The organism is Streptomyces sp. NPDC059443, assembly GCF_042750105.1.
GTDB lineage: Bacteria > Actinomycetota > Actinomycetes > Streptomycetales > Streptomycetaceae > Streptomyces.
In genome coordinates, this window is sequence record NZ_JBHYVM010000022.1 from 88006 (window position 1) to 113935 (window position 25930).

At 71.3% G+C, this 25930-nt stretch carries 25 protein-coding genes; 12 read left to right on the top strand and 13 right to left on the bottom strand.

Translation table 11 applies throughout. The annotated features are described in order from the left end of the window. Window positions 1-176: 176 nt before the first annotated feature. The 10 genes from ACFXDJ_RS21800 to ACFXDJ_RS21845 form a co-directional block, all read right to left on the bottom strand. On the bottom strand, window positions 177-1079 hold the full coding sequence (locus ACFXDJ_RS21800; RefSeq protein WP_384849984.1) for a hypothetical protein: 903 nt from the start codon (window positions 1077-1079) through the stop codon (window positions 177-179). Beyond that, window positions 1076-1891 carry a hypothetical protein gene (locus ACFXDJ_RS21805; RefSeq protein WP_384849987.1) on the bottom strand — a complete coding sequence of 272 codons (816 nt, stop codon included), beginning with the start codon at window positions 1889-1891 and terminating at the stop codon, window positions 1076-1078. The genes ACFXDJ_RS21800 and ACFXDJ_RS21805 overlap by 4 nt, the downstream gene beginning before the upstream one ends. Next, window positions 1888-2703: a hypothetical protein gene (locus ACFXDJ_RS21810; protein ID WP_384849990.1), complete on the bottom strand. Its 816-nt coding sequence runs from the start codon at window positions 2701-2703 to the stop codon at window positions 1888-1890. The genes ACFXDJ_RS21805 and ACFXDJ_RS21810 overlap by 4 nt, the downstream gene beginning before the upstream one ends. A gap of 113 nt (window positions 2704-2816) precedes the next feature. Continuing rightward, on the bottom strand, window positions 2817-3080 hold the full coding sequence (locus ACFXDJ_RS21815) for a DUF3099 domain-containing protein (RefSeq protein WP_266575166.1): 264 nt from the start codon (window positions 3078-3080) through the stop codon (window positions 2817-2819). A gap of 135 nt (window positions 3081-3215) precedes the next feature. Continuing rightward, a complete protein-coding gene (locus tag ACFXDJ_RS21820; RefSeq protein WP_384655092.1) occupies window positions 3216-3506 on the bottom strand; it encodes a DUF1416 domain-containing protein in 291 nt (96 codons plus the stop codon). 66 nt (window positions 3507-3572) lie between these two features. Then, window positions 3573-4418: a sulfurtransferase gene (locus tag ACFXDJ_RS21825; RefSeq protein WP_384655118.1), complete on the bottom strand. Its 846-nt coding sequence runs from the start codon at window positions 4416-4418 to the stop codon at window positions 3573-3575. A 175-nt stretch (window positions 4419-4593) separates the two neighbouring features. Beyond that, a complete protein-coding gene (locus ACFXDJ_RS21830; protein ID WP_350875872.1) occupies window positions 4594-4683 on the bottom strand; it encodes an Ms5788A family Cys-rich leader peptide in 90 nt (29 codons plus the stop codon). A gap of 159 nt (window positions 4684-4842) precedes the next feature. After that, window positions 4843-5559, bottom strand: a complete 717-nt coding sequence (locus tag ACFXDJ_RS21835) for a DUF2993 domain-containing protein (RefSeq protein WP_384655089.1) — start codon at window positions 5557-5559, stop codon at window positions 4843-4845. A 107-nt stretch (window positions 5560-5666) separates the two neighbouring features. Further along, window positions 5667-7121 carry a hypothetical protein gene (locus ACFXDJ_RS21840; RefSeq protein ID WP_384655087.1) on the bottom strand — a complete coding sequence of 485 codons (1455 nt, stop codon included), beginning with the start codon at window positions 7119-7121 and terminating at the stop codon, window positions 5667-5669. Window positions 7122-7131: 10 nt separating this feature from the next. Then, complete coding sequence (locus tag ACFXDJ_RS21845) at window positions 7132-7386, bottom strand: MoaD/ThiS family protein (protein WP_384655084.1); 255 nt, start codon at window positions 7384-7386, stop codon at window positions 7132-7134. Window positions 7387-7863: 477 nt separating this feature from the next. On the opposite strand from ACFXDJ_RS21845, the gene ACFXDJ_RS21850 reads away from it, so the two are divergent. The 5 genes from ACFXDJ_RS21850 (at window position 7864) to ACFXDJ_RS21870 (ending at window position 13339) form a co-directional block, all read left to right on the top strand. Then, the gene (locus ACFXDJ_RS21850) at window positions 7864-8634 is read left to right on the top strand and encodes a response regulator transcription factor (RefSeq protein ID WP_384655081.1); all 771 of its coding nucleotides are present in this window, start codon (window positions 7864-7866) and stop codon (window positions 8632-8634) included. Window positions 8635-8716: 82 nt separating this feature from the next. Further along, window positions 8717-9739, top strand: a complete 1023-nt coding sequence (locus ACFXDJ_RS21855) for a LacI family DNA-binding transcriptional regulator (RefSeq protein ID WP_384655078.1) — start codon at window positions 8717-8719, stop codon at window positions 9737-9739. A gap of 114 nt (window positions 9740-9853) precedes the next feature. Continuing rightward, complete coding sequence (locus ACFXDJ_RS21860) at window positions 9854-11071, top strand: S1C family serine protease (protein ID WP_384849993.1); 1218 nt, start codon at window positions 9854-9856, stop codon at window positions 11069-11071. A 52-nt stretch (window positions 11072-11123) separates the two neighbouring features. Then, window positions 11124-11873 (top strand): response regulator transcription factor, encoded by a 750-nt coding sequence (locus tag ACFXDJ_RS21865; protein WP_384652505.1) that lies wholly within the window; start codon window positions 11124-11126, stop codon window positions 11871-11873. Continuing rightward, window positions 11870-13339, top strand: coding sequence for a sensor histidine kinase (locus tag ACFXDJ_RS21870; RefSeq protein ID WP_384652503.1), 1470 nt, complete (start codon window positions 11870-11872; stop codon window positions 13337-13339). The genes ACFXDJ_RS21865 and ACFXDJ_RS21870 overlap by 4 nt, the downstream gene beginning before the upstream one ends. Here ACFXDJ_RS21870 and ACFXDJ_RS21875 read toward each other — a convergent pair. Next, a complete protein-coding gene (locus ACFXDJ_RS21875) occupies window positions 13319-14194 on the bottom strand; it encodes a phosphatidylinositol-specific phospholipase C (protein ID WP_384652501.1) in 876 nt (291 codons plus the stop codon). The two genes, ACFXDJ_RS21870 and ACFXDJ_RS21875, sit on opposite strands and share 21 nt — an antisense overlap. Before the next feature lie 77 nt (window positions 14195-14271). Then, window positions 14272-14841 (bottom strand): TetR/AcrR family transcriptional regulator, encoded by a 570-nt coding sequence (locus ACFXDJ_RS21880; protein ID WP_384849997.1) that lies wholly within the window; start codon window positions 14839-14841, stop codon window positions 14272-14274. 143 nt (window positions 14842-14984) lie between these two features. Between ACFXDJ_RS21880 and ACFXDJ_RS21885 the strand changes: the two genes are divergently transcribed. Beyond that, window positions 14985-15764, top strand: a complete 780-nt coding sequence (locus ACFXDJ_RS21885; protein WP_384849999.1) for an alpha/beta fold hydrolase — start codon at window positions 14985-14987, stop codon at window positions 15762-15764. A 63-nt stretch (window positions 15765-15827) separates the two neighbouring features. On the opposite strand, the gene ACFXDJ_RS21890 is transcribed toward ACFXDJ_RS21885, so the two are convergent. After that, a complete protein-coding gene (locus ACFXDJ_RS21890) occupies window positions 15828-17651 on the bottom strand; it encodes a bifunctional metallophosphatase/5'-nucleotidase (protein WP_384652495.1) in 1824 nt (607 codons plus the stop codon). 125 nt (window positions 17652-17776) lie between these two features. Here ACFXDJ_RS21890 and mshD point away from each other — a divergent pair, with 125 nt between their 5' ends. From mshD to pstA, 6 genes are all read left to right on the top strand, one after another. Beyond that, window positions 17777-18718 carry a mycothiol synthase gene (gene mshD / locus ACFXDJ_RS21895; protein ID WP_384652493.1) on the top strand — a complete coding sequence of 314 codons (942 nt, stop codon included), beginning with the start codon at window positions 17777-17779 and terminating at the stop codon, window positions 18716-18718. A gap of 307 nt (window positions 18719-19025) precedes the next feature. Continuing rightward, window positions 19026-21356 carry an RNA degradosome polyphosphate kinase gene (locus ACFXDJ_RS21900; protein ID WP_384652491.1) on the top strand — a complete coding sequence of 777 codons (2331 nt, stop codon included), beginning with the start codon at window positions 19026-19028 and terminating at the stop codon, window positions 21354-21356. Then, window positions 21337-22326, top strand: a complete 990-nt coding sequence (locus ACFXDJ_RS21905) for a CHAD domain-containing protein (RefSeq protein WP_384652489.1) — start codon at window positions 21337-21339, stop codon at window positions 22324-22326. Before ACFXDJ_RS21900 ends, ACFXDJ_RS21905 begins: the two co-directional genes overlap by 20 nt. A 233-nt stretch (window positions 22327-22559) precedes the next feature. Further along, on the top strand, window positions 22560-23696 hold the full coding sequence (gene pstS, locus ACFXDJ_RS21910; RefSeq protein ID WP_384652487.1) for a phosphate ABC transporter substrate-binding protein PstS: 1137 nt from the start codon (window positions 22560-22562) through the stop codon (window positions 23694-23696). Between the two features lie 132 nt (window positions 23697-23828). Beyond that, window positions 23829-24818, top strand: a complete 990-nt coding sequence (gene pstC / locus ACFXDJ_RS21915; protein WP_384652485.1) for a phosphate ABC transporter permease subunit PstC — start codon at window positions 23829-23831, stop codon at window positions 24816-24818. Continuing rightward, window positions 24818-25900 (top strand): phosphate ABC transporter permease PstA, encoded by a 1083-nt coding sequence (pstA, locus tag ACFXDJ_RS21920; RefSeq protein WP_384850002.1) that lies wholly within the window; start codon window positions 24818-24820, stop codon window positions 25898-25900. The genes pstC and pstA overlap by 1 nt, the downstream gene beginning before the upstream one ends. The last annotated feature ends 30 nt before the right edge of the window (window positions 25901-25930 follow it).

The following is a 25930-nucleotide window of genomic DNA, read 5'->3' on the forward strand; positions in this document are numbered from 1 at the left end:
GAGCCCGGAGAAGGCGAGAACGCCGACGCAGACCAGGACCAGCAGGGAAGTGAAGACTGCCTCAAGCACGGGGTGCTCCTCGGAGTGTGTGGGCGGCATTACGGGGCCGGTCCCCAAGCCTACTGGCCTGGGGACCGGCGCACTCTGTGAGGTAGCCCGTACGACGGGCCCGCGCGCTAGCGGAGCAGCTGGTGCTGGAGGATCACCGTCTGGTGGAACGGAACGGTCGCCACCTCGCCCTTGCGGGTCTGGAGGACGACGCCCACGACGTCACCGGAGCGGATGCAGCCGACCTTGGCCTGCTCGTCGCCGACCGGGGCCGGCTCCGCGTAGAGCGAGACGCCGCCGAGGGGAGGTGCGGCCTGGTCGCCCTGTGCCTTGCCCTTGGCCTTGGTCCAGTCCGCGTCCACGATGGTGTGGGTGCCCTTCAGGTGCATGCCCACGTTGCACTCCTTGAAGGTGTCCGCGAAACCGGAGGAGTGGTACCGCAGCAGGTAGACGCGTGTGCGGGTGCCGTCCGGGGTGATCCAGCCGCGGCCGACGATCTGCCGCAGCCCCTCGTTGGCGAACTGGTCCTTCATCTCCCGGTGAGCGGAGGGGTCGTACTCCGCCAGGAAGGTGTCCGTGCTCACCACCTCGTCCTTCTCCAGCTTCAGCGTGGAGTCGGGGGTGGAGCCGGTGGGCGGCGGCAGGAGCAGCTGGGTGAGGCCGGCGTAGTGGATGCCGTCCTTGTTGTCCTTGGCGAACGGCAGCGCGGCACCCGGCGGCAGCGTCGGCTTGGCCAGCGCCGGGTAGACCCAGCGGCCGTCGGCCTTCGTGGACAGGCCCGGGATGTCGGTGCGTGCGGGCTGGGTGACCCCGTACGCGACTCCCGTGCCGACGGCGCCGAAGACGAGTACGGCGGCGGTCCAGCGCAGCGCGGCGAACAGCTTGCGGCGGTCCTTGGGCGCGGCCGGGACCTCCGGGGCCGCGAAGGGATTCACCGCGAGCGGCGTCGCCTGCGCGGGCATGGCGGCCTGCGCGGGCACCGCGTCCTCGGGGGGCGCCGGCACGGTTCCGGTGGTGTTCTGCTCGGTCACGCGGACTCCCCGGGGGACTTCAGGTGGCTCATCTGGTTCTTGAAGAACGCGACGGCGTCGGAGGTGGAGAAGGGCTTGGGACCGTAGGCGCGGAAGGTGACGGCCACATCGCCCTGGACGGCCGTGCAGTCGATCGAGTCGATCTTTTCCTTGTCCTTCTCGCCGATCGCCAGCAGCGAGCACTTGGCATCCGGGAACCCGTCCACCTTCGGTGCCTCGCGCTTGTCGCCGGCGATATCGAGGAGCTTCTTGGTGAGCTCGGAGAACTTGCCCACGGCCTTCGGATCGGCCTGCATGATGTGGACTTCGGCGATCCAGTCGCCCCGGCCCTTGACGTAGCTGCGCCCTGCCAGACCCCTGAGCTTCAGCTCGGCGAGCGTCTCGTCGCGCTGCTTGCGCTCCGTGGTGGACAGCCCGTCGCGGGACTCCTTGAAGCCCTCCATCGCCGCTTCTCCGGAGACGAAGAAGTTGTTGCCGTTCGCCCCCAGGTCGGGACCGAGGGCGAAGCCGGACGGGACCGGCAGCAGCTTGCCGGAGAGCTCGTTCGGCGGTACGGAGTCGGGCTCGGCGGGCTGCTTCAGCCGATCGCCGAGGGGCGCCCAGTAAGCCGTGGGCGCCTCCCGGTCGGCGTCCGCGATCGCGGAGGACGCCCAGACTCCACCGCCCAGCAGCACCGCGACGGCCACACCACCGGCCACCAGGGCGGCCGCCTTGCGGTTGACCCTGCGCGTGGGCTTCGCCACGGGAGCCACGGGCTCCACGGCCTCGGCCGGGACCGGAGCCGGGGTCACGTCGTTCTGCGGCTCGGTCACAGTCGCTCCAGCTGTCGCTTGGCCAGGTCCATGACGTCGCCTTCGGCGATCTTGCCCCGGTTGTTCATGTAGTGGATGTCGAGCACCAGGTCGCCGCGGCGGGCGATGGCCCGGGCGGTCCGCAACGGGAGATAGCCCGGCTTCTCATCGGCCTCCGAGTACACCCAGACGTGTCCGAGCTGCGAGGGAAACCCTTCGATGGGCACGCCCGGGTTGCCCGCGTAATCCTTGGTGGACATGTAGTTGGACTGGCCGGCCTGGTAGTCGTCCGCGCCGCTGCGATCGTTGAACTGCAGCACCGTCACCTCGACGAAGGTGGTGTCGTCCTCCGACCAGCTCACCGAAGCGATCCGGCGGGTCTTGGTGGCGGCCAGGTTGCGCAGCATGTGGTCCGGCTTCTCGAAGTCCAGCGCGAGGAGGTCGAGGGTGCCGTAGCCCGAGCCGCCCTTCTTCGCGCCGCTCGGTGCCTCGATCAGCACCTTCGCGAGGTCGTCGTCCGTCTTGTGCCAGCGGTTGGCGTTGATCGTCTTGTTCGTGGTGGCGTCGTCGGGCGCGAGCGCCTTCGGGGACGTCAGGTCCGCCTGCGCCAGCGGTGCCAGCGGTGTCGGTGCGCGGTGGTACTGGATCGCGTAACCGGTGACCGTGCCCGCCAGGACGCCGAGGACGGCCGCGCCCGCGATCAGCAGGACCGTACGGCGTCCACGGCGGCGGGGACCTGGCTGAGCGGCGTCGGAAGCGGCGTCGGGAGTGCCCTGTTCCGGGGCGCTCTCCTCCTCTTTCCGCTGCTCAGGGATGGTCTGTTCGTGTTCCAAAAGAAGTCCCCCCACAGGACTGGAGGCGCGATCGGTTCACCGCGCACACAGATGACACCCTGCTGTGGAGAGATGTTGTACGCACGCTTATTACATTTTTATCTCGGCGGGTTTCAGTCCTCGTGCCGCCGCTTTCCGTCCAGTTCGTCCCACCACTCGTCGGACTTCGGGTCGCCCGACGGGTCGTCCCACCAGCGGTCGTCCGGACCCCGCCGGTTCGCGACCATCGCCGCGACGGGCGGGATGACCATGGCGACCACGCACAGCGCCACGGCGGCCTCGACCGAGAACAGGCGCACGAAGGACCAGGCGGAGACGAAGAGGAACAGGCATCCGCCCATGAGCAGGAAGTAGGCGCGGCGCCGCCGGGCGTACATGCCTTCAGGGTAGAGCCGGAGACGGCTGCTGCGAAGGGTCCGGAGCAGCACGAAGGGCCGCACCCCGATCCGATGGCGTCCAACCCCCGGGGGTGCGGCCCTTCGGCCGGTCATACCGTCACACAGGTGCGGTGGTCAGACCGCGATCGCCACGTCCGTCACGCCGCCGGTCTCGACGACGACCACGGCGCGGTCCGCCTGGGCGCCGGGCACGAGCGCGCGCAGCGTCCAGGAGCCCTCGGCCGCGTAGAAACGGAACTGGCCGGTCGCCGAGGTCGGGACCTCGGCGGTGAACTCGCCGGTCGAGTCCAGCAGGCGGACGTAGCCGGACACCGGCTCGCCGTTCTGCGTGACCTGGCCCTGGATGGCCGTCTCACCGGGCTTGAGCGTCGAGAGGTCGGGCCCGCCGATCTGTGCTCCACACATGTTCTCTGTCCTGTCCTAGAGAGGGATGACTACGGGGCGTCGCGTGCCCCGGATCGCTTGTCGGAACTACTTGTTGGGGCCGAGCTCGATCGGCACGCCGACCAGCGAGCCGTACTCGGTCCACGAGCCGTCGTAGTTCTTGACGTTCTCCTGGCCCAGGAGCTCGTGCAGCACGAACCAGGTGAGCGCGGAACGCTCACCGATGCGGCAGTAGGCGATGGTGTCCTTCGCCAGGTCGACCTGCTCGGCCTGGTAGAGGGCGGTGAGCTCCTCGTCGGACTTGAAGGTGCCGTCGTCGTTGGCGTTCTTCGACCACGGGATGTTGCGGGCGCTCGGGATGTGACCCGGACGCTGCGACTGCTCCTGCGGGAGGTGCGCCGGCGCGAGCAGCTTGCCGGAGAACTCGTCGGGCGAGCGGACGTCGACCAGGTTCTTCGTGCCGATCGCGGCGACCGCGTCGTCACGGAAGGCGCGGATCGAGGTGTCCTGGGCCTTGGCCTTGTAGTTCGTGGCCGGGCGGTTGGGGACCTCGGTGCCGTCGACCAGGTCGCGGGAGTCGAGCTCCCACTTCTTGCGGCCGCCGTCGAGCAGGCGGACGTCCTGGTGGCCGTAGAGCTTGAAGTACCAGTAGGCGTAGGACGCGAACCAGTTGTTGTTGCCGCCGTAGAGGACGACGGTGTCGTCGTTGGAGATGCCCTTGGCGGAGAGGAGCTTCTCGAAGCCCTCCTGGTCCACGAAGTCACGGCGGACCGGGTCCTGGAGGTCGCTCTTCCAGTCGATCCGGACGGCGTTGGTGATGTGGTTCTTGTCGTACGCGGACGTGTCCTCGTCCACCTCGACGATGACGACGTTGGCGTCGTTCAGGTGGGCCTCGACCCAGTCGGCGTCTACGAGGACGTCGCTGCGGCTCATGGTGTTCTCCTCCGGGGCAGTGTGCGGCGGGGTGGTGCTGGTGGTGCGTGAGGCGTGTTTCCGGGTGCGCTCGACGATCCTGTTGCGGGGAGGCTTCAGGAGGGCGGGGGCAGAGGTGGTCACACGGGAAATCGGAAGGCCGTCGTCCGGCTATGGAGCGGGATGCGCTCACACGTCACATGGATCGACAGAGCATGGCGGCGACGCGACACAGGTCTACTGCCCGTCGCTTCGTGAGGTCCGCCTGCTGATGCTTCATAGCCATGGATCGTAGGGACGAATCGGCCGCTCTGTCACCGCCGTGTCATATACCGAGACAGGATCGTCCGAATAGTGGGATCGAATGACTCCGGGCGGCTGCCGCGCCGCCCGCGGGAACACCCGCGGGGCCCGTCCCATCTGCGGAACGGACCCCCGCGTCTCACTATCCGGCCAGTGCCAGGTTCGTGCCGCCCAGAGTGAGGTGAACACCGGCCTCGTCGGAGGTCAGCGCGGTCAGCTGGATCCCGGCCGTCAGTCCGCTGTCGAGCCGCCGGTCGAAGTCCGTCAGCTTGCGCACGGCGGTCTCGATGCCCGGGAGCCCCTCGCCCGGCACCTCGTCGGCGCGCACCCGGACGGTCTTCCCGCCCTTCCCGTCCTTGGCGTCCACCAGGGAGACCGTGGACACCACGCTGCGGGTCACCTTCCGGCCGAGGAACTCGAAGGTCGCGGTGACCTTCACCTTGCCCGGCGCCCCGCCGTAGGCGAGGGTCACGCCGGGCTGCGCGGCATTGGTCAGGGCCGGGTAGTCCAGCAGCGCGGAGCCCTCGGCGGTCCGGGCGGTACCGCCGCTGTAGTCGCCGTTCAGCTTCACCCCGTGGAAGGCGATCCGCAGATCGGACAGGCTCGTCCGGCGGCCCTCCGGGGTGGTCACCCCGACGCTGGACACCTTCAGGTCCACCTCGTCCAGGTCGTGGGCGAGCGCCTGGGTCAGGAAGGGGAACCCCTGGATGTCCACGCGCACGCCCGGCAGCCCGCCCTCGCGGGTCTGGATCCGCTCCGCCATCCGGTTCTCGGCGTAGCCGGCCGCCCACCGGTCCACCCCGACGAACAGCCCGCCCAGCAGTACTCCGACAACCAGTACGACTCGCAGGACGCGCACGCGCCCACCCCCCAGATAGTTGGTCCGTGGGGCCCAGTGGACCATGCGGCCCCGTCAGCGGGCCGTGAGGTGGGCGCCGGCCTCCGTGAGGCGGGCCCCGGCGGCCGTCAGCCCACCACCCGGCCGATCAGGTAGACCGCCGGAGCCGCCGCGGCCAGCGGCAGCGCGACACCGGCCGTCATGTGGACGAACTTCGACGGGTAGTCGTACGCCGCCACGCGCAGCCCGATCAGCGCGCACACCCCGGCCGCCAGGCCGATCAGCGCACCGCCGGCCCCGATGGACGTCAGACCGCCCACCGCGATGCCCGCACCGGCCGCGGCGGCCAGCGAGACGCCGACCGAGGGCGCGGTGGGCAGCGGGAGCGCGCGGGCGAAGACGGCCACCGCCACGGCGGCCGCGCCCACGGTCGCGGCGGCGCCGCCGGCCGCGAGGTAGCCGGCGCAGACGATGGCGAGCGCGGCCGAGGCCACGGAGGCCATCAGCCCGTACATCCGCTCGTCCGGATCGGCCTGGCTGCGCAGCTGGAGGACCAGCGTGAGCAGCACCCAGGCGCCGAGCGTGCCGATGATCGCGCCGGGCCCGTTGTCCTCGGCCACCGCGAGCACGGCCACGTCGGCGACGAGGGCTCCGGCGAAGGCGAGCGCGATGCCCTGGCGGGCCGGCCACATGCCGTTGAGCCGGAACCAGCCGCCCGCGGTGAGGCCCTGGAGGGCGATCAGCGGCGCGAGCAGGGCCAGCTTGCCCAGGGCGGCGGCCGCGGCGATGACCAGGCCCAGGGCGGCGGTCAGTATGGCCGCCTGCGGGCCGGGGTCGATGATCGGCGAGCGGCCTTCGGCGCGGGCCTGGGCGGGGTCGACGGCGCGGAGCGTGTTGCCGGCGAGGGTGGGCGGGGAGTAGGCGGGCTCCTCACCGGCCGGGTGCGCGGCCGGGCCGCCCACGGCCGGGTCAGCGGCCGCCGGGTCCACTGCCGGGTCCGCGGCAAGGGCCTGGGCCTGGGCCTGGAACTCGGGCGCCGCCTGCGGCGGCAGGTACGCGGTCTGGTCCGTCCACTCCTGGGCCGGAGCCGGAGCCGGAGCCTGGGCCTGGGCCTGGGCCTGGGCCTGCGCCGGGTCGGCCGGACCGGGGTACGGGGGCAGGTACGCGGTCTCGCCCCACTGCTGCTGCGGCGCGGGGGCGGGCGCGGGGGCCTGCGGCTCCTCGCGGAACCAGTGGTCGGGGGCCGCCGTCTGCGGGTACGCGGGTGCGGCGTACGGATCCGCGTAGGACTGCTGCGGCTGCTGCGGCTGATACGGCTGCTGATACGGCTGCGGCTGCTGATGCGGCTGCTGCCACTCGGCCCCGGGGACCCCCGCCTGGACCTGCGGCTCCTCGCGGAACCAGCCCTCGGGGGCCAGCGGCTGCTGGGCCGGTACGGCGTCCAGCGGCGGCTGCACCGGCTGGTACGAGGTGTCCCACGTCGGCGACTGCCAGGTCTGGGTCCCGTACGGCTCCGGCTCCTGCTGGTGTTGCTGGTGTTGCTGCGCGTACTGCTGCTGCTGCTGTTCCTCGGGCGTGCTCATGGGACTCCGCTCACCCGCCCGCGAACGGCGGGAGCACCTCGACGGTGCCCCCCTCGGTCAGCTCGACGGAATCGTGCGGGCGCTTGCCCACGGGTTCTTCGTTCACGAGGAAGGAGCAGCGCAGCAGGACCCGGGTCAGCTCCCCGGGATGGCGTTCCCGCACGGCTTCGAGCGCCTCGGCGAGGGTCCGCGCCGAGTACGGCTCCTCCGCCGTCTTGGCCGCGGCCTTCGCCGCCGCCCAGTAGCGGATGGTTCCGGTTGCCACTGCACGCTCCTCTCGTCGGCGCTCTGCCGTCGGCCTCCATCATGAACCCTCGCGCCACCGATCCCGGCGTGCCTCCGCGCGCCCGGCGTGCGCCCAGGCAGCCCGCGCCACATCCATCGATCCGGTGAAACCGGCCCATATGCGGGCCCCCGGGTGGCGCGAACCACAGAAGAGACGACCGTCGAAGCCTCGGCCCCGCCAGGGCCAGTGGGCTATTCTGACGCCGAGAGGATCCGGGCAACGTAGCCCCCGGGTCCTTTTGTGCTTTCGGCCCGTTGAACGGACCGGGAACAAACGAGATCAGTGGCACCCATCCGGGCCTCAGGGCGCGGGGACCGGGCGGATGCCGGCAAGTCGTACGAAGCAGTGCCGCGAAAGTCCTCGACGGGACCGAGGAGGAACCGACGTGATGGACCAGCGAACCGTGCGTGCGCACACGCACACGCACCACAGCCCGAGCCGGGCGGGTGGTCGGGCATGAGCTCACTCCTGCTCCTGACCAATGCCCTGCAGCCGTCGACCGAGGTGCTGCCCGCACTCGGCCTGCTGCTCCACTCCGTCCGGGTGGCCCCCGCCGAGGGCCCCGCCCTCGTGGACACCCCCGGCGCCGACGTGATCCTCGTGGACGGCCGCCGCGACCTTCCGCAGGTCCGCTCGCTCTGCCAGCTGCTCCGCTCCACGGGACCGGGCTGTCCGCTGATCCTCGTGGTCACGGAGGGCGGCCTCGCGGCCGTCACCGCCGACTGGGGCATCGACGACGTCCTCCTCGACACCGCGGGCCCGGCCGAGGTCGAGGCGCGGCTGCGCCTCGCGACCGGGCGCCAGCAGCTCGGCTCGGACGACTCCCCGATGGAGATCCGCAACGGTGACCTGTCGGTCGACGAGGCCACGTACTCGGCGAAGCTGAAGGGGCGGGTCCTGGACCTCACCTTCAAGGAGTTCGAGCTGCTCAAGTACCTCGCGCAGCACCCGGGCCGGGTCTTCACCCGCGCCCAGCTGCTACAGGAGGTCTGGGGCTACGACTACTTCGGCGGCACCCGGACCGTGGACGTGCACGTACGGCGTCTGCGCGCGAAACTCGGGCCCGAGCACGAGTCCCTGATCGGTACCGTCCGCAACGTCGGCTACCGCTTCGTCACCCCGGAGAAGGTCGAGCGGGCGGCGGCGGAAGCCGCGGCCCAGGCGGCCACGAAGGCGGCGGCGGAGGCCGCGGCACAGGCGGCGGCCGCGCTCACCCGGATGGACTAGGGCGGGCGCGGGAACCCGTGTGGGAATGACCTCCTCCGGACGCCCTGCCCAGAGGTAGGTCACCCCGCGTAGACTTCCGCGCGTGGCCAAGGTGACGCGGGATGACGTGGCACGACTTGCGGGTACTTCTACCGCCGTCGTGAGTTACGTGATCAACAACGGACCCCGGCCGGTTGCCCCGGCCACGCGCGAGCGTGTCCTCGCCGCGATCAAGGATCTGGGCTACCGCCCGGACCGGGTCGCCCAGGCGATGGCCTCACGGCGCACCGACCTCATAGGCATGATCGTCCCCGATGCCCGTCAGCCGTTCTTCGCGGAGATGGCGCACGCGGTCGAGCAGGCCGCCGCCGAGCGCGGAAAGATGGTGCTGGTCGGGAACTCCGACTACCGCACCGAGCGCGAGGTCCACTACCTGCGGGCCTTCCTCGGGATGCGGGTCTCCGGACTGATCCTGGTCAGCCAGGGCATGAGCGAGCAGGCTGCCAGCGAGATCGAGGCCTGGGACGCCCGGGTCGTCCTCCTGCACGAGCGCCCCGAGGCCATCGACGACGTCGCGGTCGTCACGGACGACATCGGCGGCGCGCAGCTCGCCACCCGCCACCTCCTGGAGCACGGGCACGAGTACGTGGCCTGCATCGGCGGCATCGAGAACACCCCGTCCGTGGGCGACCCGGTGGCCGACCACGTCGAGGGCTGGCGCCGGGCCATGCAGGAGTCCGGCCGCTCGACCGAGGGCCGGATCATCGAGGCCCCGTACAACCGCTACGACGCGTACAAGGTCGCCCTGGAGGTCCTGGCCCGGCCCGACCGGCCGACGGCGATCTTCTGCGCCACGGACGACCAGGCGATCGGCGTGCTGCGGGCCGCGCGCGAGCTCCGCATCGACGTCCCCGAGCAGCTCGCGGTCGCCGGCTTCGACGACGTGAAGGAGGCGGCCCTCACGGACCCGCCGCTGACCACGATCGCCTCGGACCGCCCGGCGATGGCCCGTGCGGCGGTGGACCTGGTCCTGGACGACGGCCTGCGCGTGGCCGGCTCCCGCCGCGAGCGCCTGAAGCAGTTCCCCTCGGCCCTGGTCATCCGCCGCTCCTGCGGCTGCCGCTAGGACCTGCCGCCAGGGCCTGGCACGGCCCGGGTTTATATCGGGCATACGAGGTTCTGTCGGGCTTCTCAGCCGGGACTCAGGAAGCTCTCATGATCCGCGGACACAGTCGTATCCATGACCGAGAACTTCCGCCGCGAAGGCGAGTACCCGCACCAGGACGACCGCCAGGGCTGGACGAACGGACGTGACCAGCCGGCCCACCAGGCCGCGGCCGGGTCGTACCCCCCGCCGCCCGCGTACCCTCCGGCGGCCCCCGCGCCGGGCTGGCACGAGGCGCACCAGCCCCCGGTGATCCAGGGCGAGACGGTCCCCCGGACCGGCGTCCAGGAGAGCGGCGGCGCCGGCAACGGCGGCTGGGCCACCTGGGGCGGCGAGGCCCCGGCGGCGGCCGCCCCGCAGCACGCCGCCCCCGCCAGGGCCAAGCGCCCCGTCGCCCTCCTCGCCGCCGTCGCCCTCGCCGCCGCCGTGGTCGGCGGCGGAACGGCCGCCGCCGTCCAGCAGTTCCTCGGCACCGCCCACGGCACCGGAACGGGTGTCAACGGCAGCACCATCTCCCAGTCGAGCAACGGCACCGTCGCCGGCGTAGCCCAGAACGTCAGCCCCTCGGTCGTGCGCATCGACACCAGCACCGGATCCGGCCAGGGCACCGGCTCCGGCATCGTCATCACCGAATCCGGCGAGATCGTCACCAACAACCACGTCGTCGACGGCGCCGCCAAGATCCAGGTGACGATGAGCGACGGCAAGAAGTACAGCGCCAAGATCGTCGGCACGGACCCGGACAAGGACCTGGCCCTCATCAAGGTGGAGGGCGCGAAGGACCTCAAGCCCGCCAAGCTCGGCGACTCCGACGGCCTCAGGGTCGGCGACGAGGTCGTCGCCATCGGCTCCCCCGACCGGCTCACCGGCACGGTCACCAGCGGTATCGTCTCTGCGCTGAACCGCGAGGTGAACGTCCCGAAGTCCGAGCAGAAGCAGTCCCCCCAGGGCGGTTTCCCGTTCTCCTACGGCGGCCAGCAGTTCAACGGGAACACCGGCTCCGACACCACCTCGTACAAGGCCATCCAGACGGACGCCTCCCTCAACCCCGGCAACTCCGGCGGCGCCCTCGTCAACATGAACGGCGAGATCGTCGGAATGCCCTCCGCGATCTACTCCCCCTCCAGCGGCGGTTCCACCGCCGGCAGCGTCGGCCTCGGCTTCGCCATCCCGGTCAACACCATCAAGGCCGACCTGTCCTCCCTGCGCAACGGCGGCCCCGGCGGCGCGGGCGACAACGGCGGCAACAGCGGCTCCGGCAGCGCCGCCAACGGCTTCGGAACCTCCTACTAGCCCTCCCGTGCGAGCCTGGTAGGACCGACCACCACCCCCGGGGGAGAGCGACATGACCACCGAAGGCGACCCGCAGCGCATCCTCGTCGTCGACGACGAGCCGGCCGTACGCGAAGCCCTGCGCCGCAGCCTCGCCTTCGAGGGATACGGCGTGCAGACCGCCGTCGACGGGCTCGACGCCCTCGACAAGGCGGCCTCGTACGCCCCTGACCTGATCGTCCTCGACATCCAGATGCCCCGGATGGACGGACTGACGGCCGCCCGCCGGCTGCGCGCCGCCGGCAGCACCACGCCCGTCCTGATGCTGACCGCCCGCGACACGGTCGGCGACCGCGTCACCGGACTCGACGCGGGCGCCGACGACTACCTGGTCAAGCCGTTCGAACTGGACGAGCTGTTCGCCCGCGTCCGCGCGCTGCTGCGCCGCAGCGCCTACGCCGCCCCCGCCGCGGCCGGGGCCGGTGAGCACGAGGACGCCCTGGCCTTCGGCGACCTGCGCATGGACCTCGCCACCCGCGAGGTCGTCCGCGCCGGGCGCCTGGTGGAGCTGACCCGCACCGAGTTCACCCTGTTGGAGATGTTCCTCGCGCACCCGCGCCAGGTCCTGACCCGCGAGCAGATCCTCAAGACCGTGTGGGGCTTCGACTTCGAGCCCAGCTCCAACTCCCTGGACGTGTACGTGATGTACCTGCGCCGCAAGACCGAGGCCGGCGGCGAGCCCCGCCTGGTCCACACCGTGCGCGGGGTGGGCTACGTACTGCGCGCCGCGGGAGCCGGCGACCACCCGGGCGGTCCGGAGTGAGCCCGGCCGCCAGATTCCGCGGGCTGCCGCTGCGCTCGCGGCTCGCCCTGCTCGTGACGGTCGCGGTGGCCCTGGCCGTCGCGGCCGTCGCCGCCGTGTCCTGGGTGATGGTGCGGGCGCAGCTGCGCGACCAGCTGGACGGCTCGCTGATGTCCACGAACGTGTCCGCGCAGGTGCTGCGGACCATCCGCGACGGCGCGTGCGTGGACAAGCCGCCGAGCCAGCCCGGCCAGGAGATCGCCGGGAACCTCAACGCGGTCGTGCAGATCGTGACGGCCGACGGCAACCACTGCTGGGTCAGCGGGACCACGACCCTGCCGGTGACCACCCTGGACAAGCAGATCGCCGCGGGCGGGAGCCGCACCAGCGCCCTGCACGACGCGACCACCGCCGACGGCACCGAGATGCGCGTCTACACCCGTACCGCGCAGGCCCAGCCGGGCTCCCCGGTCTTCGGGATCTCCGTGGCCAAGCCGCTCGCCGACATCGACAAGCCCCTGTCCACCCTGGCCTGGGTGCTGCTCCTCGTCTCCGGCATCGGCATCGTCGGCGCGGGCGCGGCCGGCCTGTGGGTGGCCCGTACGGGGCTGCGCCCGGTCGACGAACTGACCGGCGCCGTCGAGCACATCGCCCGCACCGAGGACCTGACCGTCCGGATCCCCGACGAGGGCGACGACGAGATCGCCCGCCTGTCGCGCTCCTTCAACTCCATGACGGCCGCGCTCGCCTCCTCCCAGGAGCGCCAGGCCCAGCTGATCGCGGACGCCGGCCACGAGCTGCGCACCCCGCTCACCTCGCTGCGCACCAACATCGAGCTGCTGGCGCGCAGCGAGGAGACGGGCCGGGCCATCCCGCCGGAGGACCGCAAGGAGCTGCTGGCCTCGGTCAAGGCGCAGATGACGGAACTGGCCTCGCTCATCGGCGACTTGCAGGAGCTCTCCCGCCCCGACGCGGCCTCGCCGGGCCCGCTGGGCGTGGTGGCCCTGCACGAGATCGCGGGCGCCGCGCTCTCCCGGGCCCGGCTGCGCGGTCCGGAGCTGGAGTTCCGCTCGGACGTGGAGCCCTGGTACGTGCGCGGCGAGGCGGCGGCCCTGGAGCGGGCGGTGGTCAACGTCCTGGACAACGCGGTGAAGTTCAGCCCGCCGGGCAGCACGGTCGTGGTCCGGCTGCGCGCGGGCGAGCTGACCGTACGGGACCACGGGCCCGGCATCCCGGCCGAGGACCTCCCGCACGTCTTCGAGCGCTTCTGGCGCTCCCCCTCGGCCCGCGCCCTCCCCGGCAGCGGCCTCGGCCTGTCCATCGTGGCCCGTACGGTCCTGCGCGCGGGCGGCACGGCCGAACTCCGCGCCCCGGCGGACGGCGGTCCGGGCGCGGAAGCGGTCCTGCGCATCCCGGGCGCCCCGGCCCCGCCTCCGGCCGACCGGCCGGAGCGGACCGGGCAGCCGTCAGTTGTGCCGGATCAGTGAGGCGACCAGGCCGGAGCGGGTGTTGGGGAAGTCCATCGGGACGATTCCGAGCCCGGTGCGGCCGGTGAGTTCCGAGCCGTCCACGAAGGACTGCACCTGCGGGTTGAGACGGTCGGAGTTCCAGCGGGGCGGGAGCGCGGCCGCGGTGCTCGTGTAGTTCATGAAGAACCTGCCGGGCTGCTGGACCGCCTTGCGGAACTGGTTCTCGATCTTCCCCCGCTTGGCGAAGGGTTCGGCCATGTAGTCGTCCTGGATGTCGAAGACGTTGCCGTCGCCGTAGCGCAGGCCGCCGGGCAGACCGCCGTTGTCGGGGAGCAGGAGGACCTTGCCGCGGGCCTGTCCGAGGGTGGGCACCGAGTCGGCGATCTTGAACAGCGGGCGCCAGCCCCGGTTGTCGAGGTAGTCGTCGAAGACGGCGCGGAAGGTGGCGTCGCTCTCCTCGGAGTACTCCTGCTTGAGCCGCATCAGCACGGTCTCAGAGGGGTGCGCGGCGAGGAAGTTCCAGCAGGCGACGAGGACGTCGCCGAACATCAGATTCTGGTAGTACGCCGCGTGGTGGATCGCGAACGATCCGCCGGTCACCCGGCAGCGGACGTCGAGGAACCGGATCCCGGAGTCGAGCTGCTGGGCGATGGTGGTGTTCTGGCAGGCGACGTAGAGCCCGCCCCGGGTGGCGCCGGAGTCGTGGGTGCCCGGGATGGTCATCCGCTGGAGGGCGGTGGAGTCGCCGATCCCGGCCATCCAGTCCTGGGTCCCCAGGGTGCTCGCGGAGGCCGGGGCGGCCGCCGCCCCGAGTCCCGCCGCCGCGCCCGCCGCCATCGCCCCGACCAGAAATGCCCGACGATCCAGTGCCATGCCCGCCCCTTTGCCGACCCGGTGATGGGAACGGAGTATGGCGTGCGGGGCCCGCGTTTACTACCCGTCGGTAACGCTCATCTTTCGAGCAACTCCACCATCGTGCGCAGACCTTGGGCGAGTTCCCGCCCCGCCGGCACCCGCTCCGGGTCCGTCAGGGCCTGCACCATCACCCCGGTCAGCAGGGCGATGTGCACCGAGCCGAGGGCCCGTACGTCCTCCTCCGCGACCTCGCTCTCGGGGACCCCGCGCAGCTGCGCGGCCACCATGCGCCGGGACCGGCGCTGGCCCTCGGCGAGGATCGCGAGCAGCTCGGGCGAGGACTGCGCGTGGACGAAGGCCTCCACGGAGGCGATCCAGAGCCAGCGCATGTCGCCGAAGTCCCGGATCTTGCGGTCCCACGTGTCGGCGTACCGCTCCTCGGCGGTGTCCCCTTCTCCGGCGAGCCGTCCGGACCCGGCGGCCCACTCGTCCATGGCGGCGAAGAGGGCGAGGTTGAGCAGGGCCTCGCGCGAGCCGAAGTGGTAGCCGATGGCGGCCATGCTCACCTGCGACGCCGAAGCGATGTCGCGCACGGTGGTGCGCAGATAGCCCTTCTCCTCCAGGCAGCGGCGCGCTCCGGCCAGCAGGTCCTCGCGATTTCCCATGCCGGGATCGTAGCCGCGCCCCCACTTGGGCAAGTGCCCAAGACGTATGTATTGCGCGCTTGCCCAAATCCTGGCAGGCTGAGTCCATCACCGCGGGACACCGCAGGACACAGCAGCAGGACACGACCGGGGAGAGCGGAACCATGCGCCACACGATGACCATCGAAGACCGCACGCTGTCGTACCTGGACTTCGGCGGCCCCGGCCGCCCCCTGCTCGCGCTGCACGGGGGCATGCCCGAGGGACTCGCCTTCGCCGGCCTCGCCGAGGCCCTGGGCGACGCCTGGCGGGTCATCGCCCCCGACCAGCGCGGCCACGGCGACTCCGACCGGGCCGCCGACTACAGCCGGGCCGGCTACGTCTCCGACGCCGTCGCGCTGCTCGACCACCTCGGCCTGGACGCCCCCGTCGCCCTCCTCGGCTACTCCCTCGGCGGACTCAACGCCGTCCACCTGGCCGCCGCCCACCCCGACCGGATCTCGGTGCTCATCGACGCGGAGGCCGCCGTGGAGGTGAACCTCACGGACATGGCCTGGCTGACCTTCCTCCGGGACATGCGCTACACCGCGCCCACCCGCGAGGAACTCCTCGCCGCGGCCGGGCCGGTGGGCTCCCAGTTCGTCGCCCAGGCCCTGCGCCCGCTCCCCGACGGGGGCTGGCGGCTGCCGTTCCACCCGCAGGACGTGCTCGACTCCGTCGAGGCCTGCCGCGGCGACCACTGGGCCGCCTGGCTCGGCAGCACCTGCCCGGCACTGCTGATCCACGGCGTCCGCAGCGCCTCGCTCCCGCAGGCCCAGGCCGACGCGATGGTCTCCAAGCGGCCGGAGACCTCGTACGCACCCCTGGACGGCGAGCACTTCCTGCCGTTCACCGACCCGGAGGGTTTCCACGGCGCCATCCGGACGTTCCTGGCCACCCTCTGAGAACGCCGAAGGGGCGGCGGGCCGTCACCGGCCCACCGCCCCTCGCGGGTACTGACGCAGGTACTACTTGATGACCGTGATCCGGTCCGCCACCGGCGGAGCCAGCGGCGCCGCCGCCGAGGAGTGGCCGGTCAGGTAGGCGTTGAAGCAGTCCAGGTCGGACGCGCCCACCAGCTTGTTCTTGTGCTCCTTCAGGACGGTGAAGCCGTCACCGCCGCCCGCGAGGAACTCGTTCATCGCGACCCGGTAGGTCTTCGCCGGGTCGATCGCCGCACCGTTCAGCTTCACCGAGTCCACGACGATGCGGTCCGCGCCCGCCTTCGTGGTGTCCAGGGTGTAGGTGAAGCCCTTGGAGACCTGCAGGATCTTCGGGTTCGGGCCGTTGACCGGACCGCTGACCTGCTGCTGGAGCGCGGTGATCAGCTGGGCGCCGGTCAGGTCCACCACGTTCATCATGTTGGTGAACGGCTGGACCGTGTACGACTCGCCGTACGTCACCACGCCGTCGCCCTCACTGCCCGCCGCCTTGTAGGCGAGGTCGGCGCGGATGCCGCCCGGGTTCATGATGGCGAGCTGCGCACCGCCCTTGGCGGCCGGGGACAGCGCTTCGAGCTGCGCGTCCGCGATCACGTCGCCGAGCGGCTTCTCGTACGCCTCCGAGCCGCGGCCCGAGATGTCGGCCGAGATGTAGCCCATCGGACGGTTCGCGACCGGGGCGGCCAGCGCGTTCCACCGCTGGATCAGCGCGGTCAGGTCCGGGGCCTTGGGCTGGTTCCGGTTGACGACCGTCTGGACCGGCTTCGGCGAGGTGATCGCCGTACGCACGATGTCCTTGGTCTTGCGGTCGTACGTGAGCGTGGTGTCCGTGAACAGCCGGCCGTAGGAGGCGGCCGAGGTGACCGTGCGCGGGTTGCCCGCCGGGTCGGGGATGTTGCACGCGTACGCCTGGTGCGTGTGGCCGGTGACCAGGGCGTCGACCTTCGGCGAGACGTTCTTCGCGATGTCGACGATGGCACCGGAGATCCCGGCGCCGGCGCCCGGCACGTTGCAGTCGTAGTTGTACGCGCCGCTCGCGGGCAGGCCGCCCTCGTGGATCAGCGCCACGATCGCCTTCACGCCCTGCTTGTTCAGCTGCTCGGCGTACTTGTTGATCGTCTCGACCTCGTCGCCGAACTTGAGGCCCTTGACCCCGTCGGCGGTCACGACGTCGGGGGTGCCCTCAAGGGTGACGCCGATGAAGCCGATCTTCACGTCCCCCTTCTTCCAGATGAAGGTGGGGTTCAGCATCGGGCGCTTGGTCTTCTCGTCCACCACGTTCGCGGCGAGGTACTTGAAGTCGGCGCCCTCGAAGGTCTTGCCGGGCTCGAAGCAGCCCTCGACCGGGTGGCAGCCGCCGTACTGCATGCGGCGCAGCTCGGTCTTGCCCTCGTCGAACTCGTGGTTGCCGACGCTGGTGACGTCCAGCTTGAGGTCGTTGAGCGCCTCGATGGTGGGCTCGTCGTGGAAGAGGCCGGACAGCATCGGGCTGGCGCCGATCATGTCGCCGGCCGCCGCGGTGACGGAGTACGGGTGGCCCTTGCGGGCCTCGCGCAGGCCGGTCGCCAGGTACTCGACACCGCCCGCGGGTATGGCTTTGGTGGTGCCGTCGGCCTGACGTTCGGTCACGTTGCCGGAGGAGCCCTGCGGGGGCTCCAGGGTGCCGTGGAGGTCGTTGAACGAAAGCATCTGCACGTCGACGGTGCGGCCGTGGCCACGGCCCTCACCGCCACCACTCGCGGCTCCGGCCGGAAGGGCGGCGGCGACCATCGCACCGGCCGCCGCGGTCACGGCGAGAGCGGTGAGGGTCAACCGGCGGGCTCGGCGGTGCCGTTGTGGCGTCGCTGACATTTGTTCCCCTTTGTGGACAGCGATACGACTTGGGAGGTTCGCCGCAGCCTATTGTCAACGCGCGTAGCGCGACAGGGGGTACGGGGTATCGAGCTGGTTACATGCCGGGGTCGTAGGCTCGTTCCATGACTGACGACGCAGCAACGGCCCTGGAGCCGGGACGGCAGATCCAGACCCTCGACGAGCTGACGGAGGAGCAGGCCGACGCGGTCCTCGCGCTGATCGAGGACGCGGCCCGCACCGACGGCACCACCGCGGTGTCCGAACAGGGCCGCCTCCAGCTGCGCGGCGGAGCGCGCGAGGGGATCCGGCACTTCCTGCTCACCGAGAAGGGGCGGCTCGCCGGCTACGGGCAACTGGAGGACACCGACCCGGTGGAGGCCCCCGCCGCCGAGCTCGTCGTCCACCCCTCGATGCGCGGCCGCGGCCACGGCCGGGCGCTGGGCACCGCCCTACTGGCCGCCTCCGGCAAGCGGATCCGGGTATGGGCCCACGGCGGCAAGTCCGCGGCCCGCCACCTCGCGCAGGTCCTCGGCCTGACCCTGTTCCGCGAGCTGCGTCAGCTGCGCCGCCCGCTCGGCGGGGCCGGCACGGACGCGACCCCGCTGCCGGAGGCCGTCCTCCCGCCCGGCGTGACGGTCCGCACCTTCGTGCCCGGGGCCGACGACGCCGCCTGGCTCGCCGTCAACGCGGCCGCCTTCGCCCACCACCCCGAGCAGGGCTCGCTGACCCAGCGGGACCTCAACGACCGGATCGCGCAGCCCTGGTTCGACGCCAAGGGCTTCTTCCTCGCCGAGCGCGACGGCGAACTCGTCGGCTTCCACTGGACGAAGGTGCACGCGGAGCAGCAGCTCGGCGAGGTCTACGTGGTCGGCGTGCGCCCCGGCGCGCAGGGCGGCGGCCTCGGCAAGGCCCTCACCGCGATCGGCCTCCACCACCTCGCGGCGTCCGGCCTGCCCACCGCCATGCTCTACGTGGACGCCGACAACCCGGCCGCCCTCGCCGTCTACGCGGGCCTCGGCTTCACCACCCACGAGGTGGACCTGATGTACCGCACGGAAAGCTGACGATTCCAGCCCCGCCAAGATCCAGCCCCGCCGGCGTTTGAGGCGCGGGGTCTGGGGCGGAGCCCCAGGGGGCGGGGGGGGGGGGCCCCGCCCCCCCCCCCCCCCCCCCCCCCCCCCGGCCGGCCCGCCCCCCCCCCCCACCCCGTCACCCGCACGGCGCAGCCGTCCGCCCGGCCCCCGGAAGCCACACGCCATTAACCGGGCATTAATGCGCGCTCGCGAAGCTGACCGCATGCAGCCCCGACTCCGACTGACGGCCGACACTTCCGACGCGCCTGTCCTGCCGCGTGCGCGGAAGAATGGAGTCATGAGCCACAAGCCCAGCGCAGGCCCCACCGACGTCCCCGCCCAGCACCCGTCGCACACGTTCGCGTCCCCGTCCGCGCCCTCGGCCGCCGACGTCTCCGCCTCCGTGGCCGCCGCCGCCTCCTCCCCCGAGGCGGTCGCCGCGCGCGCGACCACCGGTGCGCACGCCCGTCTCGGGTCCATAGCCGCCCACCGCCCGCACGTCGATCTGGAACCGGATCTCGACGCGGACCTGGACGCCTACGACGACAAGGACGGCGGTGAGCTGCCCCCGGGCCGCTTCCTCGACCGGGAACGCAGCTGGCTGGCATTCAACGAGCGCGTCCTGGAGCTCGCCGAGGACCCGACGACGCCCCTCCTGGAGCGCGCGAACTTCCTGGCGATCTTCGCGAGCAACCTCGACGAGTTCTTCATGGTCCGCGTCGCCGGCCTCAAGCGCCGCATCGCGACCGGCGTCGCCACCCGCTCGGCCTCGGGCCTCCAGCCCCGCGAGGTGCTGGACCAGATCTGGACCCGCTCCCGTGAGCTCATGGCCCGCCACGCCGCCTGCTTCCAGCAGGACATCTCCCCCCAGCTCGCCGAGGAAGGCGTCCACCTGATCCGGTGGAACGACCTCACCGAGAAGGAGCAGGCGCGCCTCTTCACCCTGTTCCGCAACCAGATCTTCCCGGTGCTCACCCCGCTGGCCGTGGACCCCGCGCACCCGTTCCCGTACATCTCCGGCCTGTCCCTGAACCTGGCCGTGGTCGTGCGCAACCCCGTCAGCGGCCACCGCCACTTCGCCCGGGTCAAGGTCCCGCCGCTCCTGTCCCGCTTCCTGGAGGCCTCCCCGCAGCGCTACGTCCCCCTGGAGGACGTCATCGCCGCGCACCTGGAGGAGCTGTTCCCCGGCATGGAGGTGCTCGCGCACCACATGTTCCGCGTGACCCGCAACGAGGACCTGGAGGTGGAGGAGGACGACGCCGAGAACCTCCTCCAGGCCCTGGAGAAGGAGCTCATGCGGCGCCGCTTCGGCCCGCCGGTCCGCCTGGAGGTCGAGGAGTCCATCGACCCCGGCGTCCTGGACCTCCTCGTGCAGGAGCTCAAGGTCAACGCCTCCGAGGTGTACCCGCTGCCCGGCCCGCTGGACCTGACCGCGCTCTTCGGCATCGCCTCGCTGGACCGCCCCGAGCTGAAGTTCACGAAGTTCGTCGCCGGCACCCACCGCGACCTCGCCGAGGTCGAGTCCGCGTCCGCCCCCGACATCTTCGCCGCGCTGCGCGAACGGGACGTGCTGCTGCACCACCCGTACGACTCCTTCTCCACCTCGGTGCAGGCCTTCCTGGAGCAGGCCGCCGCCGACCCGGACGTGCTGGCGATCAAGCAGACGCTGTACCGGACCTCCGGCGACTCCCCGATCGTGGACGCCCTGATCGACGCCGCCGAAGCCGGCAAGCAGGTCCTCGTACTCGTCGAGATCAAGGCCCGCTTCGACGAGCAGGCCAACATCAAGTGGGCCCGCAAGCTGGAGGAGTCCGGCTGCCACGTGGTCTACGGCCTCGTCGGCCTCAAGACCCACTGCAAGCTGTCGCTCGTCGTCCGCCAGGAGGGCGACCAGCTGCGCCGCTACTCCCACGTCGGCACCGGCAACTACCACCCCAAGACGGCACGGCTCTACGAGGACCTCGGGCTGCTCACCGCCGACCCGCAGGTCGGCGCGGACCTCTCCGACCTGTTCAACCGGCTGTCGGGCTACTCGCGCCGCGAGACCTACCGCCGGCTGCTCGTGGCCCCGCGCTCGCTGCGCGGCGGCCTGGTCTCCCGGATCGACAAGGAGGCCGCCCACCACCGGGCCGGCCGCCCCGCGTACGTGCGCCTCAAGATGAACTCGATCGTCGACGAGGCGCTCATCGACTCCCTGTATCGGGCCTCGCAGGCGGGGGTGCCCATCGACATCTGGGTCCGCGGCATCTGCGCGATCCGTCCCGGGGTCCCCGGGCTCTCGGAGAACATCCGGGTCCGCTCGATCCTCGGCCGCTTCCTGGAGCACTCCCGGGTCTTCGCCTTCGGCAACGGCGGCGAACCCGAGGTGTACATAGGCAGCGCCGACATGATGCACCGCAACCTCGACCGCCGTATCGAGGCACTGGTCAGGGTCGCCGACCCGGCCCACCGCGCGGCACTGGACCGGCTGCTGGAAACCGGTATGTCCGACGCCACCTCCTCCTGGCACCTGGGCCCGGACGGCGAATGGACCCGGCACAGCACGGACGGCGAGGGCCAGCCGCTGCGGCACGTTCAGGAGATGCTCATAGACGCCCGGAGGCGCCGGCGTGGCTCAGCCAAACCATGACCCGACCGCGATTACGGCAGGTGACGTCCTCGGCGTCTACCTGCGTTCGCAGGCCACCGCCTTCCTGCGCGGACTGCGCCTGCACGAGGAGAGCGGTGCCGACGCCGCCGAGGGAGCCGATGCGGCGCGCAGCCTGCGGGGGGCGGCGCGCCGCATCTCCTCTTCCCTCTCCACCTTCAGGGCGGTGGCCGATTCGGCCTGGGCGGACTCGCTGCGCACGGAGCTCGTCTGGCTCTCCTCGACCCTGGCCGACGAGCACGCGTACGCAGCCCGGCTGACCCGGCTGATGGACGCCCTGCACCGTCTCTCCGGCTCCCCGGAGGTACCCGCCCCGCGCGGCGCGACCTCGGGTTCCCTCACCGTGGGCTCGGCGCGCGCCGGCGCACTGCTGGAGCGCCAGCTCACCCTCGCGCGCACGCGGGCGCATTCGGCGACGCTCCAGGCGCTGGGCTCCTCCCGCTTCCACGCGGTGGCGGACGCGGTGGCGGTACTGGCCTCCGAGGTCCCGCTGGACGCGGTCGCGGCCCGGGGCCGGGTGGACGAGGTCCTGGTCCCGCTGGCGGAAGTGGCCGGATCCCGCCTGTCCGCGGCGGTGGCCGCCCTCCCCGCGCCCTGCCCCGCGCACCCGTACAACGCGGACCACGACGGCCCGTGGAACGAGGTGCGCCGCCTCCTGCGGGTGCACCGGTACGCGAGGGAGGCGCTGGGCGAGGACGTGGCCCGGCCGGCCGCCGCGGGCGAGGCCCTGGACCGCCACCGGGACGCTGCGGAAGCCGCGGCGGCCTCGGCCACGGCCGCGCGCACGCCCCGTATCGCCCCGGCGACGGCGTACGCCCTGGGGATCCTGCACGCGGACCAGCGCCACGAGGTCGAGGCGGCCCGGCTGACCTTCCACCACATCTGGCAGCCGAAATCCGGCCACGCCCTCCCGGGGGCCGAAGCCGGTCACGTAACGGTAACGGCAAGGTAACGCCGGATTACGGCAGGGGGCGGATCCGTCCGGACACACCACCCCGTCCGCCACGGTTCACCATCCGTTCACCTACCCCGGTCGGCCGCTTCACCTGATCTGCCTAACTTCGTAGATGCAAGGTGCGAGTCACCGCGAAGGCGACGATTCCCCCGAGCAACCGACGTAGTCCTCTTCGCACGCCGCCCCGATACAGAAAGCGGCCGGCGGCTTCTGGAAGGAAACACCCGAAAGTGAAGCTTCAGCGCAAGAACATGCTTCGTGCCTCCGCCCTCGGCGCGCTCGTCGTGTCCAGCGCCCTGGTCCTCACGGCGTGCGGCTCGGACAACAACACGAAGACCGACGCCACCGCGTCCGGCAAGCCGAGCGCCGCCGCGAGTGACGTCAAGTGCGACGGCGCCAAGGGCAAGCTGCTCGCCTCCGGCTCTTCCGCGCAGAAGAACGCGGTCGACCTGTGGATCAAGAACTACATGGCGGCCTGCTCCGGCGTCGAGGTGAACTACAAGTCCTCCTCCTCCGGTGAGGGCATCGTCGCGTTCAACCAGGGCACGGTCGGCTTCGCCGGTTCGGACTCCGCGCTGAAGCCCGACGCCGTCGAGGAGTCGAAGAAGGTCTGCACCGGCGGCCAGGGCATCGACCTGCCGATGGTCGGCGGCCCGATCGCGATCGGCTTCAACGTCGCCGGCGTGGACAAGCTGACGCTGGACGCCCCCACGATCGCCAACATCTTCAACGACAAGATCAAGAAGTGGGACGACGACGCGATCAAGAAGCTGAACCCCGGCGTCACGCTTCCCTCCACCGCGATCCAGGCCTTCCACCGCTCCGAGGACTCGGGCACCACCGAGAACCTGGGCAAGTACCTCAAGGCCGCGGCCCCCGACGCCTGGTCCTACGACGCCGCGAAGAAGTGGCCGGCCCCGGGTGGCCAGGCCGCCTCCGGCTCCGCCGGTGTCGCCTCGCAGGTCAAGGCCGTTGACGGTGCGATCGGCTACTTCGAGCTCTCGTACGCCTCCTCGCAGTCCATCAAGACCGTGGACGTGAACACGGGCGCCGCCGCTCCGGTCAAGGCCAGCAGCGAGAACGCCTCCAAGGCCATCGCCGCCGCCAAGATCGCCGGCACCGGCGACGACCTGGCGCTGAAGCTCGACTACACCACCAAGGCCGACGGCGCCTACCCGATCGTCCTGGTCACCTACGAGGTCGTCTGCGACAAGGGCAACAAGGCCGAGACGCTCCCGACCGTGAAGTCCTTCCTGAACTACACCGCTTCCGACGCCGGCCAGAAGGCGCTCTCCGAGATCGGCTACGCCCCGATCCCGGCCGAGATCAACGCCAAGGTCCGCGAGGTCATCGCGAAGCTCGCCTAATCCCGACCCCCGGACCATCCGGGCCGCTCTCCCCGTCCGGAGAGCGGCCCGGCCCGGGGACCCTCCCCTCCACCCAGGGGATCCGGTGCACCGCCGCCAGGGGGCCTGCCCCCCATCCAGACCGGAAAGATCATGGCTTCCACCACACCCACCCAGATAGACACGGCTCCGCCTGTCGCCAAGAGCGGAAGGTCCACCGGTCGCGCCGGTGACAAGGTCTTCGCCGGCCTCTCCAAGGGCTCCGGCATCCTGCTCCTGGTGATCATGGCGTCGATCGCCGTCTTCCTCACCTACCGCGCTTCGATCGCCCTGGCCGACAACGAGGGCAACTTCCTCACCACGTTCGACTGGAACGCGTCGGCCAAGCCCCCCGTCTTCGGCATCGCCGTCCTGCTCTTCGGCACCGTCGTCAGCTCGATCATCGCGATGGTCATCGCGGTTCCGATCGCTGTCGGCATCGCCCTCTTCATCTCGCACTACGCGCCGCGCAAGCTGGCCTCCCCCCTCGCCTACGTGGTCGACCTGCTCGCCGCAGTGCCCTCGATCATCTACGGCATCTGGGGCGCGCTCTTCCTCGTCCCGTACCTCGGCGGCCTGAACATGTGGCTCGACGAGTACATGGGCTGGACCTACGTCTTCGACAAGACCCAGGTCGGCGTCGCGCGCTCGCTCTTCACCGTCGGCATCCTGCTCGCGATCATGATCCTCCCGATCGTGACCAGCGTCAGCCGCGAGGTCTTCCTCCAGGTCCCGCGCATGAACGAGGAAGCCGCACTGGCCCTCGGCGCGACCCGCTGGGAGGTCATCCGCATGTCGGTGCTGCCCTTCGGCCGCTCCGGAGTCATCTCCGCCTCGATGCTCGGCCTCGGCCGCGCGCTGGGCGAGACCATGGCCGTCGCGACCGTCCTCTCCCCGAGCTTCCTGATCTCCGGCCACATCCTGGACCCGGGCGGCGGCACGTTCGCGCAGAACATCGCCGCGAAGTTCGACGAGGCCAACGAGTTCGGCCGCGACGCCCTGATCGCCTCCGGTCTCGTGCTCTTCCTGCTCACCCTGCTGGTCAACGGCGCCGCCCGGCTGATCATCGCCCGTCGCAAGGACTTCTCGGGGGCGAACGCCTGATGAGCCACGCACTCCAGGACCCGCGCCCCTCCCGGGCCCGCAAGTCCGTCGCCCCCACCAGCCTGACGCAGGGCAGCCTGCCCCGCTGGGCCCCGGCCGGCATCGCGGCCCTCTCGGTCGCCCTCGGCTGCGGCCTCGGCGCCGTCTTCGGCCTCGCCAGCAAGATCCAGTGGGGTCTGCTCGCCGCCATCCTGTTCGTGGTCGTCACGTACACGGCCAGCTCGGTCATCGAGAACCGCCGCCAGGCCAAGGACCGGGTCGCGACCTCCGTGGTCTGGGTCTGCTTCCTGCTCGCGGTCGTCCCGCTGCTCTCGCTGCTGTGGACCACCATCAGCCGCGGCATCAAGCTCCTCGACGGCAACTTCCTCAGCCACTCGATGAACGGCGTGACCTCCTTCGACCACGGCGGCGGCGTCTACCACGCGCTGCTCGGCACGATCGAGCAGGTCGGCCTGGCCACCGCGATCTCCGCGCCCATCGGCCTGCTGACCGCCGTCTACCTGGTCGAGTACGGCCGGGGCTCGCTCGCCAAGGCCGTGACCTTCTTCGTCGACGTCATGACCGGCATCCCCTCCATCGTCGCGGGTCTGTTCATCCTGACGACCTGGAACCTGATGCTCGGCTTCGGCCCCTCCGGCTTCGCCGGCTCGCTGGCCCTGTCGATCCTGATGATGCCCGTCGTGGTCCGCTCCACCGAGGAGATGCTCAAGCTCGTCCCCAACGAGCTGCGCGAGGCCGCCCTGGCCCTCGGTGTGCCGAAGTGGCGCATGATCCTCAAGGTCGTGCTGCCCACCGCCATCGGCGGAATCTCCACCGGCGTGATGCTGGCCGTCGCCCGCATCGCGGGTGAGACCGCGCCGATCATGCTGCTGGTCTTCGGCTCCCAGCTGATCAACGGCAACCCCTTCGAAGGCGCCCAGTCCTCGCTCCCCCTGTACATCTGGGAGCAGTACAAGGTCGGCAGTGAAGCCTCCTACGACCGGGCATGGGCCGCAGCGCTCGTCCTGATCGCCTTCGTCATGATCCTCAATCTGGTGGCCCGCGGCATCGCCCGCTGGAAGGCTCCCAAGACCGGTCGCTGACGCGACCACCCGAAAGCGAAGTGACCCCTC

Coding starts and splice junctions, on each gene's coding strand:
- ACFXDJ_RS21875 (WP_384652501.1), bottom strand. CDS start 14,194: ATGGCACTGGATCGTCGGGCATTTCTGGTCGGGGCGATGGCGGCGGGC.
- ACFXDJ_RS21820 (WP_384655092.1), bottom strand. CDS start 3,506: ATGTGTGGAGCACAGATCGGCGGGCCCGACCTCTCGACGCTCAAGCCC.
- ACFXDJ_RS21830 (WP_350875872.1), bottom strand. CDS start 4,683: ATGGCTATGAAGCATCAGCAGGCGGACCTCACGAAGCGACGGGCAGTA.
- ACFXDJ_RS21850 (WP_384655081.1), top strand. CDS start 7,864: ATGAGCTCACTCCTGCTCCTGACCAATGCCCTGCAGCCGTCGACCGAG.
- ACFXDJ_RS21880 (WP_384849997.1), bottom strand. CDS start 14,841: ATGGGAAATCGCGAGGACCTGCTGGCCGGAGCGCGCCGCTGCCTGGAG.
- ACFXDJ_RS21890 (WP_384652495.1), bottom strand. CDS start 17,651: ATGTCAGCGACGCCACAACGGCACCGCCGAGCCCGCCGGTTGACCCTC.
- pstA (WP_384850002.1), top strand. CDS start 24,818: ATGAGCCACGCACTCCAGGACCCGCGCCCCTCCCGGGCCCGCAAGTCC.
- ACFXDJ_RS21900 (WP_384652491.1), top strand. CDS start 19,026: ATGAGCCACAAGCCCAGCGCAGGCCCCACCGACGTCCCCGCCCAGCAC.
- ACFXDJ_RS21885 (WP_384849999.1), top strand. CDS start 14,985: ATGCGCCACACGATGACCATCGAAGACCGCACGCTGTCGTACCTGGAC.
- ACFXDJ_RS21840 (WP_384655087.1), bottom strand. CDS start 7,121: ATGAGCACGCCCGAGGAACAGCAGCAGCAGCAGTACGCGCAGCAACAC.
- mshD (WP_384652493.1), top strand. CDS start 17,777: ATGACTGACGACGCAGCAACGGCCCTGGAGCCGGGACGGCAGATCCAG.
- ACFXDJ_RS21865 (WP_384652505.1), top strand. CDS start 11,124: ATGACCACCGAAGGCGACCCGCAGCGCATCCTCGTCGTCGACGACGAG.
- ACFXDJ_RS21815 (WP_266575166.1), bottom strand. CDS start 3,080: ATGTACGCCCGGCGGCGCCGCGCCTACTTCCTGCTCATGGGCGGATGC.
- ACFXDJ_RS21860 (WP_384849993.1), top strand. CDS start 9,854: ATGACCGAGAACTTCCGCCGCGAAGGCGAGTACCCGCACCAGGACGAC.
- ACFXDJ_RS21825 (WP_384655118.1), bottom strand. CDS start 4,418: ATGAGCCGCAGCGACGTCCTCGTAGACGCCGACTGGGTCGAGGCCCAC.
- pstC (WP_384652485.1), top strand. CDS start 23,829: ATGGCTTCCACCACACCCACCCAGATAGACACGGCTCCGCCTGTCGCC.